General features: G+C 73.6%; 13 protein-coding genes and 1 pseudogene. 7 read left to right on the forward strand and 7 right to left on the reverse strand.

Annotation, left to right across the window (positions count from 1 at the left end; translation table 11 throughout):
- The first annotated feature begins 188 nt into the window (after positions 1-188).
- From ACWCYO_RS37430 to ACWCYO_RS37445, 4 genes are all read left to right on the forward strand, one after another.
- Complete coding sequence (locus ACWCYO_RS37430; RefSeq protein ID WP_449786713.1) at positions 189-1,217, forward strand: phosphotransferase family protein; 1,029 nt, start codon at positions 189-191, stop codon at positions 1,215-1,217.
- Positions 1,218-1,222: 5 nt separating this feature from the next.
- Positions 1,223-2,452 carry an acyl-CoA dehydrogenase family protein gene (locus tag ACWCYO_RS37435; RefSeq protein WP_449786714.1) on the forward strand — a complete coding sequence of 410 codons (1,230 nt, stop codon included), beginning with the start codon at positions 1,223-1,225 and terminating at the stop codon, positions 2,450-2,452.
- Between the two features lie 58 nt (positions 2,453-2,510).
- Positions 2,511-2,975 carry a hypothetical protein gene (locus tag ACWCYO_RS37440; RefSeq protein ID WP_449786715.1) on the forward strand — a complete coding sequence of 155 codons (465 nt, stop codon included), beginning with the start codon at positions 2,511-2,513 and terminating at the stop codon, positions 2,973-2,975.
- A 171-nt stretch (positions 2,976-3,146) separates the two neighbouring features.
- Positions 3,147-4,424, forward strand: coding sequence for an alpha/beta hydrolase family protein (locus tag ACWCYO_RS37445; protein ID WP_449786716.1), 1,278 nt, complete (start codon positions 3,147-3,149; stop codon positions 4,422-4,424).
- Between the two features lie 66 nt (positions 4,425-4,490).
- Here the strand turns inward: ACWCYO_RS37445 and ACWCYO_RS37450 are convergent, their stop codons facing one another.
- The 3 genes from ACWCYO_RS37450 to ACWCYO_RS37460 form a co-directional block, all read right to left on the reverse strand.
- On the reverse strand, positions 4,491-4,970 hold the full coding sequence (locus tag ACWCYO_RS37450; RefSeq protein WP_270149398.1) for a ricin-type beta-trefoil lectin domain protein: 480 nt from the start codon (positions 4,968-4,970) through the stop codon (positions 4,491-4,493).
- A gap of 197 nt (positions 4,971-5,167) precedes the next feature.
- Positions 5,168-6,109 carry an ATP-grasp domain-containing protein gene (locus ACWCYO_RS37455; protein ID WP_449786717.1) on the reverse strand — a complete coding sequence of 314 codons (942 nt, stop codon included), beginning with the start codon at positions 6,107-6,109 and terminating at the stop codon, positions 5,168-5,170.
- Between the two features lie 86 nt (positions 6,110-6,195).
- On the reverse strand, positions 6,196-6,282 hold the full coding sequence (locus ACWCYO_RS37460) for a zinc-binding dehydrogenase (protein ID WP_405000850.1): 87 nt from the start codon (positions 6,280-6,282) through the stop codon (positions 6,196-6,198).
- On the opposite strand from ACWCYO_RS37460, the pseudogene ACWCYO_RS37465 reads away from it, so the two are divergent.
- Positions 6,283-6,590: pseudogene (locus ACWCYO_RS37465) on the forward strand (helix-turn-helix domain-containing protein); the annotation flags it as partial.
- Positions 6,591-6,607: 17 nt separating this feature from the next.
- On the opposite strand, the gene ACWCYO_RS37470 reads toward ACWCYO_RS37465, so the two are convergent.
- Positions 6,608-6,937, reverse strand: coding sequence for a hypothetical protein (locus ACWCYO_RS37470; protein WP_270149401.1), 330 nt, complete (start codon positions 6,935-6,937; stop codon positions 6,608-6,610).
- 456 nt (positions 6,938-7,393) lie between these two features.
- Between ACWCYO_RS37470 and ACWCYO_RS37475 the strand changes: the two genes are divergently transcribed.
- The gene (locus ACWCYO_RS37475) at positions 7,394-8,275 is read left to right on the forward strand and encodes an SDR family oxidoreductase (protein ID WP_449786718.1); all 882 of its coding nucleotides are present in this window, start codon (positions 7,394-7,396) and stop codon (positions 8,273-8,275) included.
- Positions 8,276-8,300: 25 nt separating this feature from the next.
- Here the strand turns inward: ACWCYO_RS37475 and ACWCYO_RS37480 are convergent, their stop codons facing one another.
- The gene (locus ACWCYO_RS37480) at positions 8,301-8,714 is read right to left on the reverse strand and encodes a winged helix-turn-helix transcriptional regulator (protein WP_449786719.1); all 414 of its coding nucleotides are present in this window, start codon (positions 8,712-8,714) and stop codon (positions 8,301-8,303) included.
- A gap of 79 nt (positions 8,715-8,793) precedes the next feature.
- Between ACWCYO_RS37480 and ACWCYO_RS37485 the strand changes: the two genes are divergently transcribed.
- Entirely contained in the window at positions 8,794-9,624 is an 831-nt protein-coding gene (locus ACWCYO_RS37485) for an NAD(P)H-binding protein (protein WP_270149407.1), read from the forward strand.
- On the opposite strand, the gene ACWCYO_RS37490 is transcribed toward ACWCYO_RS37485, so the two are convergent.
- Both ACWCYO_RS37490 and ACWCYO_RS37495 read right to left on the reverse strand, forming a co-directional pair.
- Positions 9,613-10,584, reverse strand: a complete 972-nt coding sequence (locus ACWCYO_RS37490) for an NADPH:quinone oxidoreductase family protein (RefSeq protein WP_449786720.1) — start codon at positions 10,582-10,584, stop codon at positions 9,613-9,615. The two genes, ACWCYO_RS37485 and ACWCYO_RS37490, sit on opposite strands and share 12 nt — an antisense overlap.
- The gene (locus ACWCYO_RS37495; protein WP_270149411.1) at positions 10,581-11,363 is read right to left on the reverse strand and encodes an SDR family NAD(P)-dependent oxidoreductase; all 783 of its coding nucleotides are present in this window, start codon (positions 11,361-11,363) and stop codon (positions 10,581-10,583) included. Before ACWCYO_RS37495 ends, ACWCYO_RS37490 begins: the two co-directional genes overlap by 4 nt.
- Between the last annotated feature and the right edge of the window lie 167 nt (positions 11,364-11,530).

Raw genomic sequence — 11,530 nt, forward strand, 5'->3', positions numbered from 1 at the left:
TGCCGCCCGGGGCTGGTCCGGCCCGGCCGACGATGTGCCCGGCGGTGTCGACCACGGTCACGGCGGCGCCGTAGAGCTGGGCGTAGCGGGTGAGTCCGGGGGCTCGCGGCATTGACAGGGGGCCCGCTACGGCTAAATGCTAAGCAAGCGCTTAGTCATCGATCCTGCCGTCCCCGAGGAGCCGCCCGATGTCCGAGACTCCCGCCGATCCGCCCGGCCTGGACCTGGGCGGCCTCCGTTCGTACCTCGACCGGGAGCTGCCCGACGCCCTCCACGGGCCGCTGCGGGCCTCGCTCATCGAGGGGGGCCGCTCCAACCTCACGTACGTCCTCACGGACGACGTCACCCGGTGGGTCCTGCGTCGCCCGCCGCTCGGGCACGTCCTGGCCACCGCGCACGACATGGGCCGCGAGTACCGCGTGATGTCGGCCCTGCGCGACACCGACGTCCCCGTGCCGCAGATGCTGCTGATCGACCACGAGACCGACGTGCTCGGCGCCCCCTGGTACTTGATGGAGCACGTCAGCGGCGTCGCGCACCGCGATCGCGAGACGCTGGCCGCCCTCGGTGAGCAGCGGGTCGCCGCCCTCGGCCGCAACCTGGTCGAAACCCTCGCCGCCCTGCACAAGATCGACCCGGCCACCGTCGGCCTCGCCGACTTCGGTCGCCCCGAGGGTTACCTGGAGCGCCAGCTTCGACGGTGGTCCACCCAGCTGGAGAAGTCCCGCAGCCGCGACCTCCCCGACCTCGACCGGCTGCACGCCCTCCTCTCCGACCGCCTCCCCGCCTCGCCCGCCCCCGCCCTGGTCCACGGCGACTACCGCCTCGACAACGTCCTGGTCGACGACTCCGACACGATCACCGCCGTCCTCGACTGGGAGATGTCCACCCTCGGCGACCCGCTCACCGACATCGGCCTCCTGGTGATGTACACCGAGCTGGCCGGCGTCGGCGGGGGCATCATCCCCTCCGCCATGACCGCCCCCGGCTTCCCGAAGCCCGACGAAATCGTCTCGTACTACGCCGAGTTGACCGGCCGTCAGGCCGCCGACCTGGACTGGTACGTGGCCTTCGCCTCCTTCAAGCTCGCCGCCGTCGCCGAGGGCATCCACTACCGCTTCCAACAGGGCCGCACCCTGGGCGCCGGTTTCGAGCGTGCCGGCGAGATGGCCCCGATCCTCGCCCGGCACGGCCTCAGCACCCTCAAGGAGGGCTAACCACAATGGACTTCGCCTACGACGCCCGCACCGACGAACTCCGCGAGCAACTGCTCGCGTTCATGGACCAGCACGTCTACCCCGCCGAAACCGTCCTCGCGCAGCAGCTCGCCGACCCCGCCCGCGAGCGCTGGGCCGCCCCGCCGGTGATCGCCGACCTCCAGGCGGAGGCCCGCAAGCAGGGCCTGTGGAACCTCTTCTTCGTGGACAAGCACAGCATCCCCGGCGAGCACGGCGCCGGCCTCACCAACCTCCAGTACGCCCCGCTCGCCGAGATCACCGGCCGCAGCATCCAGTTGGCCCCGCCCGCCCTCAACTGCGCGGCCCCCGACACCGGCAACATGGAGCTGCTGGCCCAGTGCGGCAGCGCCGAGCAGAAGGAGCGCTGGCTGCGCCCGCTCCTGAACGCCGAGATCCGCTCCGCGTTCGCGATGACCGAGCCCGAGGTCGCCTCCTCGGACGCCACCAACATCGCCACCCGGATCGAGCGCGACGGCGACGAGTACCTCGTCAACGGCCGCAAGTGGTACATCACCGGTGCGATGAACCCGGACTGCAAGCTGTTCATCGTGATGGGCAAGACCGACCCGGACGCGGCCCCGCACCGGCAGCAGAGCATGGTGATCGTCCCGCGCGACACCCCGGGCGTCACCGTCAAGCGCGGCATGACGGTCTTCGGCTACGACGACGCCGACCACGGCGGCCACGCCGAGGTGCTGTTCGAGGACGTCCGCGTGCCCGTCGAGAACCTGATCGGCGAGGAGGGCACCGGCTTCGCCATCGCCCAGGCCCGGTTGGGGCCCGGCCGGATCCACCACTGCATGCGGGCCATCGGCATCGCCGAGCGCGCCCTGGAGCTGATGTGCCGCAGGGCGAACGAGCGCGTCGCCTTCGGCCGTCCGCTGGCCGAGCAGGGTGTGGTGCAGGACTGGATCGCCGAATCCAGGGTGCGGATCGAACAGTTGCGGCTGCTCGTGCTCAAGACGGCCTGGCTGATGGACACCGTCGGCAACCGGGGCGCCCACACCGAGATCCAGGCCATCAAGATCGCCACCCCGCGCACCGTCGAGTGGATCCTCGACAAGGCCGTCCAGGCACACGGCGCGGCCGGGGTCAGCCAGGACACCCCGCTGGCCCAGCTGTGGGCGGGCAACCGCACCCTGCGCCTCGCGGACGGGCCGGACGAGGTGCACAAGCGCTCGCTGGCCCGCCGGGAGCTCAAGCAGTACCGCTGACGCACGCCGACGCCGTCCCCGTGCCCGATCCTTGATCATCCCCCGCTAGTCTGACGGGATGACCGAGACCCTGATGAACCGTTACCGCCAGGCCGTGCAACCGCTGCTGGACCCGGACGAGCAGCTGGTGGACGTCGCGAAGGTGATCCCGGCCGCCGGGGCGGAGGGGATCGGGGACGGCGCCGGGGCGGCGATCGGCAACAAGCTGGCGCGGATCGGGGCGGTGACCGGGGGGTCGGGCAGCATCGCGCGCAGCTTCCCGAACGTGGAGAGCGGGGTCGCGGCCAAGCTGCTGGTGGTCACCGACCGCCGCACCGCCTTCGTCACGGTCGGGCCGGACATCCGCAAGCTCGGCCGACTCCACTGGCACGTCCCGCGCGACCTGGTGGCGGGGGTGGAGCGGCGCCCGCGACTGCAGGCTATGGCGAGGTTCCGGCTGCGCTTCGCGGACGGCTCGGCGGTCTCGATGTACACGATGCGCCGCCGCACCATCGAGGCCCTGGCCGGCCACCTCGGCGGCTGAGGGCGCGAGGGTGCGGTCCCTACCGCCAGGGCGAGTGTGCCCCGACCCGTAGGGATGTCATACCGAAGTACTCAGGGGGACTTGGCTCTTCGGTATGACGGATCCGGCCCGCCCCGCCCGTAGCGTCTGCTTCGTCAACGGAACACGGGACGCGACGAGGGAGACGGCAACATGGGCGGGCGGGGACGGGCCGTGGCGGCGGTACTGCTGGCGGCGTCGGCGGCGCTGGGGGTGGCGGGCGCGCCCGGGGCGGTGGCGGCGCCGGCGGACGGCGATGGCGGGCGGCAGGCCACGGCATGGCTGCCGCAGCCGACCGGGCCGTACCCGATCGGGACCACCTCGCTGCACCTGACCGACGCCGGGCGGGAGGACCCCTGGCAGCCCGGGCGCAAGCGCGAGCTGATGATCAGCTTCTGGTACCCGACCGCCCGCCCGGCCGCCGGCGAGGACCGCGCCCGCTACATGGCGCCCGCCGCCGGGCAGCACTACGGCAGCGCCACCGGCATGGCGCAGCTCAACTACGGTGTCCAGCCCGGCAGTACGGACTGGGCCGCCATCCGCACCCACGCCCGGCAGGACGCCCCGGCCCGCCCCGGCGGCCCGCGCCCGGTGGTGCTGTACTCGCCCGGGCTCGGCGACCCGCGCAGCTGGGGCACGGCCCTGGTCGAGGACCTCGCCTCGCGCGGCTACGTCGTCGTCACCATCGACCACACCTACGAGGCCTCCGAAGTCGCCTTCCCCGGTGGCGACTTGGCCACCTCGGTGTTCCCCGCCATGCTGGGACGGCCCGGTCTCGACATCGGCGCCGTGCTGCGCAAGTCCCTGTCCACCCGGGTCGACGACACCCGCTTCGTGCTGGACGAACTCGCCGGGCTGCGCCGCGTCCCGGGCCTGCCGACCGGCCTCGCCGCCTCGCTCGACCTCGACCGGATCGGCATGATCGGCCACTCGGCGGGCGGCTTCACCGCCCTGCAGACGATGCACGACGACCGGCGGATCGCGGCCGGGATCAACCTGGACGGCCAGCTGCACTTCCCCGGCCCGGACGGGCAGACCGGCGTCTTCCTGCCCAGCGTCGCCGAGGACGGCCTGGACCGCCCGTTCCTGCTGATGGGGACCCGGAGCAAGGACTCCGGCAGCTACCGCCAGCAGCCCGGCTGGGACGCCCTCTGGCGGCACAGCACCGGATGGCACGCCGACCTCACCCTGGACGGCTCCCGGCACGGCTCGTACACCGACGCGCAGTCCCTGCTGCCCCAACTCGCCCGGCAGGGTGCGATCAGCCCCGAGCAGGTGACCAAGGACGTCGGCACCATCCGCCCCGACCGCGCCGAACTCGCCACCCGCTCCTACGTGGCGTCCTTCTTCGACCGCTGGCTGCGCGGCCACGACGACCACCTGCTGGACGGCCCCTCGGCGCGCTTCCCGGAGATGACGTACGAGCGTTAGCCGGTGGCACGACAGCGTGGTGCCCGGGGCCGACAGGAGCGGCCCCGGGCACCACGGTGGGGTTCGTCAGGCGAGCGCCAGGCTGATCTGGTCGTTGAAGACCACCCAGTGCTGGCCGGGGTCGGCGATGTTGCACGGCTGCGTGCCGACGGCCGGGGAGTCCCAGGCGTTGGCGAGGCAGTAGGCCGGCGCGAAGGTGAGGGAGATCTGCTCGCCCGACACGGTCCAGTACTGCCCCGGGTCATTGGGGTTGCAGGGCTTCACCGAGACGCTCTGGGTGTTCCAGGTGTTGGCGAGGCAGTAGCCCCGCGCGTTGCTGAGGGAGATCTGCTCGCCCGCGAGGGTCCAGTGCTGTCCGGGGTCGCTGGAGTTGCACGGCTTCGTGCCGATGTTCGGGGTGTTCCAGGCGTTGGCGAGGCAGTAGAGACCGGGGGTGCGCGGGGCCGAGTGGTCGGTGTCGGCGGCCCCGGCCCCGCCGGCCGGCAGGAAGGAGGCCGTCAGCGCCAGAGCGGCGACGGCGAGCGTCTTGCGGAGAGCAAATGCCATGAGTCGGTTTCCGTTCTCCCGGTAGGCCGTGTGGTTCGCGCACGGCCAGGGTGTGATTCAGCAGCTCAGGCTCGAGTGCGTGCCAATTGGAGCATCCATCGTCGGCGAACGAGTAGGGCCGAGCGGTGCATTTCACGCGAACGGGTCATCATGGGCGATCTGGCGTTCGGCAATTGGATTTCGATCGACAATTTGCTTCAGGACTGCAGGTGCGCCGCGACGTACGGGAGGGCGATCTGCTCCACCCCTCGCGTGCCGAAGGCCGGGTGGACGTTGACCTCGAAGACCACGCCGCCGCTCTCGGCGGCGAGGTCCACGCCAGCCAGCGGGAGGCCGAGCGACTTGGTGGCCTGGATCGCCAACTCGGGGATGCCCGGCGGGATCTCGTCGGTCTCCAGCAGGGTGGAGACGGCGCCCCGGCATTCGTTGCACGGCGCGTCCGGGTCCGCCTGTACGTGCTCCGTCGCGCGGACGACCCGGCCGCCGAGGACGACCACCCGGTACTGGTGGCGCCGCCCGTCGGCGGTGAAGTTCCGGGCGTCCTGGGCGATCAGCCAGTCGGCGCCGAGATTCGCGTAGTGCCGTGCGGCGGCGGCCAGTTGGGCGTGCGTGGTGACGTGGAAGACGTCGTCGCCGCCCATGCCGACGCAGGGCCGGGCCCAGACGTCGCCGCCGAGCCGTTCGAAGGCCTGGGTGGCGGCTTCCGGGCCCGGCCGGGAGAGGGTGATGGTCGGCATGTGCGGCACGCCGTCCCGGGTGAAGCGCTCGACCGTGCGGTCCTTCTCGGTCGCCGCGCGCCAGGCCTCGACGTCGGTGCCGAGCGAGCGGACGCCGGCCGCGCGCAACTGCCACTGGCAGCGGGCGAAGGCGGGGCGCCGGTGCGGCGGGATCTCGTAGACGACCACCGTGTCCGTGGTCACGACGCGACCCTCGGCCTCCAGGCGGACGGTGCCCTCGCCCACGGCTTCGATCCGGCCGGTGGCGTCTCGGGAGCCGTCCGTTCCGTCCGTCATGAAGTGCCGCGCGTCCACCAGGACGGGCTCGCGGCCGGTCAGCCGCCGGGCGGCGGTGGCCATCGCGTCCCGGGTGCCCTCGGTGGAGCTGTGATCGGTCAGAAGAACGAGGTCTCGTCGGCCCATGCGGCCATGGAAGCGGCGTGCGCCGTAGGCGACAAGGACGCCTTGCGCGCCACGGGGGTGACGCTCTGGCCGAAACCGCCCCGTCGTCAGTCGACGGTCAGCACCAGCTTGCCGACGGTGTGTCCGGCCTCGCCGAGCTCGTGCGCCCTGGCGGCGTCCGCGAGCGGGAACACGGCGTCGCCGAGATGGCCGCCCGGGCGGGCATGAGCGTGCGCACCTTCAGCCGCCGCTTCCTCGCCGAGACCGGCCAGACCCCGGCCAGTGGCTCACCACCCAGCGCCTCGAACTCGCCCGTGGGCTGCTGGAATCCAGCCACCTGCCGGTCGACCGGGTCGCCGAGCAGGCCGGCTTCGGCAGCGCATCTTCCCTGCGCCAGCACCTCGCCGCCGCGATCGGAGTCTCACCCGCCGCCTACCGCCGCACCTTCCAGGGCCGCCACCGGACCCCGCCCGCCCGCCGCCCGGTCGGCGCGGGGGCCTGACCCCTGGGCCCGGGCCGCTACCGGCGGCGCAGCTCCTCCTGGAGAGCAGGCCGGCCCGACAGGAGGTTCTCCAGGAACTGGCCGTGCTCGGGGAGCGGCGCGCTCCGGCTGCTTTCCAGGGGCTCGGCGCGCGCCCGCAGGACCCGGGTCCGCTCCTCGGTCCGGCCGGAGACCATGACACCGACGGCATCGGCGATACGGGTCATCGACTGCGGCTGCCCGCGTTCCCCCCTCTGGGCCGTCGTCGTCGCACCCGCCGCCGCAGCCTCACCACGCAGGCGGTCGACCTCCGCCTCCAGCGTCGCCAGCCGTGCCCGCAGGTCGTCCAGCTCGCTCTTCTTCCCCATGCTCCAGGACCCTCCCCGGCCACTCCCGGCCATCTGACGTGCCGTGCCAGCCTATCCACGGCCCGCTCCCGCTAGAACTGGCGGAGCATGGTGAAGGCGTTGATGTCGATCACCGCGGCCGTGCGGGGAGGCCGCCGTCCCAGGAGGTCCTCGCGTTGTTGCCGCGCTGCGTCGCGCAGGGAGCGCCGGTGGCTCGCGTGCGCTGCGGTGCGGGCGGAACCCCCGGGACGAGGCCCGACCGGAGTACGAGGCCCGAGGAACGGAGACGACGCCGGATGTCATGCGGAGCTTCGCGGCCCGGCAGAGTGAGACGCGGCGCGCCTTCGTACTCATGGCACCGGGCTGGATCCGCACCGCCCTGGGCGACCTGATCTCGCCGGGGCGAGCGGGACATCGGACCGCCGAGCAATGCCTTACTGGGTTGCTTTTTTAACCAAGTAAGGATTTCATGGGTGCATGAATCGCACAGTCACTCCTCCCGTGCTCGTCACCGGGGCGACGGGCCGGATCGGCCGCATCGTCATCGACCGGCTCCTCGACGCGGGCGTACCGGTCCGCGCCCTGGCCCATCGGTCCGAGGCGGCGGCGACGCTGCCGGCGAAGGTCGAGGTCTTCACCGGCGACCTGACCGTCCCCGAGTCGCTCGACCCGGCGCTGAAGGGCGCCGGTGCGGTCTTCCTGGTCTGGACCGCCCCGCCTCGGACCGCCGCCGCAGTCATCGACCGGCTGGCGGCCAACGTGCGGCGGGTCGTCTTCCTCTCCTCCCCACATCGGACGCCGCACCCCTTCTTCCAGCAGCCCAATCCGATGGCCGCGCTGCACGCCGACATCGAGCGGCTCATCGCGGCCACCGGACTCGAGTCGTCGATCATCCGGCCGGGGATGCTCGCGTCGAACTCGCTGGCCTGGTGGGCGCCCGCGATCCGGCTCGGCGAGGTCGTCCGATGGCCATACGGCGCCGCCGAAACGGCACCGGTCGACGACCGCGACGTGGCAGCCGTCGCGGCCCGGACGCTCCACCAGGACGGGTATACCGGAGGTGACTACGTCCTCACGGGCCCCGAATCGCTGACCCAGGCCGCACAGGTGGACGCCATCGGCGCCGCCCTGGGGCGCCGGATCGCGTTCGAGGAGATGACGCCGGACGAGTTCCGGAGCCGGTCGGAGGACACGGCGCTCCGCCCGGTCGTCGACATGCTGCTCGCCGCCTGGGCCGCCGCGGTCGGACCGCCCGCACACGTCACCACCGCGGTGGCCGACATCCTCGGCACGGCCCCGCGAACGTTCCGTCAGTGGGCCGCCGACCACGCCACCGCGTTCACGGCGCAGGGTTCGTAACCACCGCCGGCCGCGTTGTGCCGCGTCAGCGGATCTCCGAGCCGGGGTTGGCCTCGTCCCACTCCTGGCGGGAGGTGACGATGGCGTCGTGGTGGTCGTACGACCAGTCGACCATCGCCCGCACCAGGTGGGTGAGGCTGTGCCCGAGCGGGGTCAGCTCGTACTCCACCTGCGGCGGGACGGTCGGGTGGACGGTCCGGGACACCAGTCCGTCGCGCTCCAGCCGGCGCACCGTCAGGGTCAGCATCCGCTGCGAGATCCCCGGCAGCGCGCGCTGCAGCTCGCGGAACCGCCGTACGCCCTGGGCGAGTTCGACCACGGCCAGGACGGACCAGCGGTCGCCGAGCCGGTTCAGCAGGTCGCGGATGCCGCAGTCGACGCCTTCGTCGCACCAGACCACCGGACGGGGGGTGGTCACCGTGGTGTGCCCTACTGACATGGAAGTGCCTCCTTACGCCGGACGCCCAGGCTACCGAGGATGGTCACGTCTTCAACGACCAGCCATCCGGAGGAGAACCATGCTGCTCGTCACTGGTGTCAACGGAGGTCTCGGCACCCTCGTCCTGGAGCGCCTCGCCGGCCGAGCGGACGTCGTCGCGGGGAGCCGGACGCCCGAGCAGGTCCGGGGCGAACTGCCGGTCCGGCTGGTGGACTTCGACCGGCCGGAGACCCTGGCCGAGGCCTTCGACGGGGTGCGGACGCTGCTGCTGATCTCGGCCGGCGCCGCCGAGGACGACGTGGTGATCGCCCGGCACGGCGCGGCGATCGAGGCCGCCGAGAAGGCGGGCGTCGAGCACGTCGTCTACACCAGCCTGTCCGGCGACGGCGACCACCTGCCCTACGCGCTGGCGCACCGCTGGACCGAGCGGCGGCTGCGCGAGTCCGGCACCCTGCGCTGGACGGTGCTGCGCAACGGCCTCTACGCGGAGTTCCTGGCCGGGATCGCCGCGCCCGGCCCGGACGGGGTGATCACCGCGCCGCTGGGCGCCGGGCGGCTGGCGGCGGTGGCCCGGGCCGACCTCGCCGAGGTGGCGGTGAACGTCGCCCTGGCGCCCGCCGGGCACGCGGGCCGGACGTACGAGCTGGTGGGGGAACGGGCGGTGGGCGGCGCGGAGGTGGCCGAGGTGCTCGGCGCCGAGTACCGCCCGGGCCGGCTCTCCGAGGCCCGGACGGCGGTGGCGGCCTCGGACGCGTTCGACTTCCAGGTGCCGATGGTGGTGGGCACCTACTCGGCGATCGCCCACGGCTTCCTGACCGGGCCGGGCGGGCCGGGCGACCTCGCCGCCCTGCTCGGCCGCCCGCCGCGCCCGGCCCTGGAGGTCATCGCCGAGCCGGCCTCAGGCGCATAGAACCGCGATCCGGCCCGTGCTGCGCCCGTCGGCGACCAGCTGGACGGCTTCCGCGGCCCCGGCCAGCGGGACCCGGGCGCTGACCAGCGGCCGGACCACGCCCTGCTCGGCGAGCTTGGTCAGCTCGTCGTGGGCGGCCCGGACGGCGCGCGGGTCGTGGGTGTTGTAGAGGCCCCAGTGCAGGCCGAGGATCGCGTAGTTCTTCACCAGGGCGTGGTTGAGCGCCGGCGCCGGGATCTGCCCGGCGGCGAAGCCGACCACCACGATCCGGCCCTCGAAGGCCACGCACTTGGTGGAGCCGGTGTAGGCCTCGCCGCCGACCGGGTCGAAGACCACGTCCGCACCGCGCCCGCCGGTGAACTCCTTGACGGCGGCGACGAAGTCCCCGGCCGTCCGGTCGACCACCAGGTCGGCGCCGAGCGCACGGGCCGCCTCCGCCTTGGCCGCGCCGCCGACCACGGCGACCACGCGGGCCCCGGCGGCCCGGCCGAGCTGGACGGCCGCGCTGCCGACCCCGCCGGCCGCCGCGTGCACCAGCAGGGTCTCGCCGGCCCGCAGCCGGGCCCGGCGGTGCAGCGCGAACCAGGCGGTCTGGTAGCCGATGTGCAGCGCCGCCGCCTCGGCGTCGTCCAGCGCCTCGGGCGCCGGGAACGCGGCCTCGGCGTCCAGCAGCGCGTACTCGGCGAAGGCGCCGTGCGGCAGCACCGGGTTGCCGATCAGCCGCTCGCCGCGCCGGGCGCCGTCCGCGACCTCACCGCAAAGCTCCACTCCGGGGGTGAACGGCAGCGGCGGGCGCACCTGGTACTGCCCGCGCACCATCAGCGCGTCCGGGAAGTTCACCGCCGCCGCCCGGACCCGGACCAGCAGCTGCCCCGGGCCGGGCTCCGGCCGCGCGACGTCCTCGGCCAGCCGCATCACCGCGGCCGGCTCGCCGAGCTCACCCACCTGCCAGGCCCTCACAGCACCTCGCTCCTCTCCAGTCCCTGCTGGAGCCGGTTCATCCCGGCGATCCAGCGCTCCGGGTCGGTGGCCCGGACGCGGTAGTGCTCGGCGGTCTCCGGGTGCGGCAGGATCAGGAAGCGCTCCTCGCGCAGCCCGTCCAGTGCCGCCTCGGCGACGTCCTCCGGATCCAGCGCGGTCGGCGCCAGCAGCGCCTCGCCGACCGGACCGGTGGAGGCCAGCATGTCGGTGCGCACGCCCTGCGGGCAGAGCGCGTGCACCTTGACGCCCCGGTGGCGGTAGGTGGCGGAGAGCCACTCGGCGAAGGCGAGCGCGCCGTGCTTGCTGACCGCGTACGGGGCCGAGCCGAGCATGGTGAGCAGCCCGGCGGCGGAGACGGTGGCCAGGAAGCGGCCGTGGCCGCGCTCCAGCCAGCGGGGGAGCAGCAGTTCGGCGGCCCGGACGTGGGCCAGCACGTTGACCTCCCAGGCGCTCGCCCAGGCCGCGGCGGGCGCGTCGGCGCCGCCGACCGGGGCGACGCCCGCGTTGGCGCACCAGACGTCGATCTCGCCGAGCTCCGCGCGGGCCCGGCCGACCAGGGCGGCCAGGCCGGTGGCGGAGGCGGCGTCCCCGGGCAGGGCGGTGCCGCCGCAGTCCTCGGCGACCGCCCGGGCGGCCTCGGCGTCCAGGTCGTTGACCACCACCCGGGCGCCGGCCGCGGCGAAGGCCCGGGCCAGCGCGGCGCCGATGCCCCGGCCGGCGCCGGTCACCACCACGCCCTGGCCCTCGAAGCCACTCATGCGCCCACCTCGCTGCGCTCGGCGGGGGCATTCGCCCACGCGCACCTCTTGCCGGTTCGCTCGCTGCGCTCGCTCATGCGCCCACCTCGCTGCGCTCGGCGGGGGCATTCGCCCACGCGCACCTCTTGCCGGTTCGCTCGCTGCGCTCGCTCATGCGCCCACCTCGC

The sequence above is a fragment of the Kitasatospora sp. NPDC001683 genome (assembly GCF_053596495.1).

Bases quoted from the DNA above. Each gene is read 5' to 3' on its own strand.
- ACWCYO_RS37430 (WP_449786713.1), top strand. From the start codon at position 189: ATGTCCGAGACTCCCGCCGATCCGCCCGGCCTGGACCTGGGCGGCCTC.
- ACWCYO_RS37435 (WP_449786714.1), top strand. From the start codon at position 1,223: ATGGACTTCGCCTACGACGCCCGCACCGACGAACTCCGCGAGCAACTG.
- ACWCYO_RS37440 (WP_449786715.1), top strand. From the start codon at position 2,511: ATGACCGAGACCCTGATGAACCGTTACCGCCAGGCCGTGCAACCGCTG.
- ACWCYO_RS37445 (WP_449786716.1), top strand. From the start codon at position 3,147: ATGGGCGGGCGGGGACGGGCCGTGGCGGCGGTACTGCTGGCGGCGTCG.
- ACWCYO_RS37450 (WP_270149398.1), bottom strand. From the start codon at position 4,970: ATGGCATTTGCTCTCCGCAAGACGCTCGCCGTCGCCGCTCTGGCGCTG.
- ACWCYO_RS37455 (WP_449786717.1), bottom strand. From the start codon at position 6,109: ATGGGCCGACGAGACCTCGTTCTTCTGACCGATCACAGCTCCACCGAG.
- ACWCYO_RS37470 (WP_270149401.1), bottom strand. From the start codon at position 6,937: ATGGGGAAGAAGAGCGAGCTGGACGACCTGCGGGCACGGCTGGCGACG.
- ACWCYO_RS37475 (WP_449786718.1), top strand. From the start codon at position 7,394: ATGAATCGCACAGTCACTCCTCCCGTGCTCGTCACCGGGGCGACGGGC.
- ACWCYO_RS37480 (WP_449786719.1), bottom strand. From the start codon at position 8,714: ATGTCAGTAGGGCACACCACGGTGACCACCCCCCGTCCGGTGGTCTGG.
- ACWCYO_RS37485 (WP_270149407.1), top strand. From the start codon at position 8,794: ATGCTGCTCGTCACTGGTGTCAACGGAGGTCTCGGCACCCTCGTCCTG.
- ACWCYO_RS37495 (WP_270149411.1), bottom strand. From the start codon at position 11,363: ATGAGTGGCTTCGAGGGCCAGGGCGTGGTGGTGACCGGCGCCGGCCGG.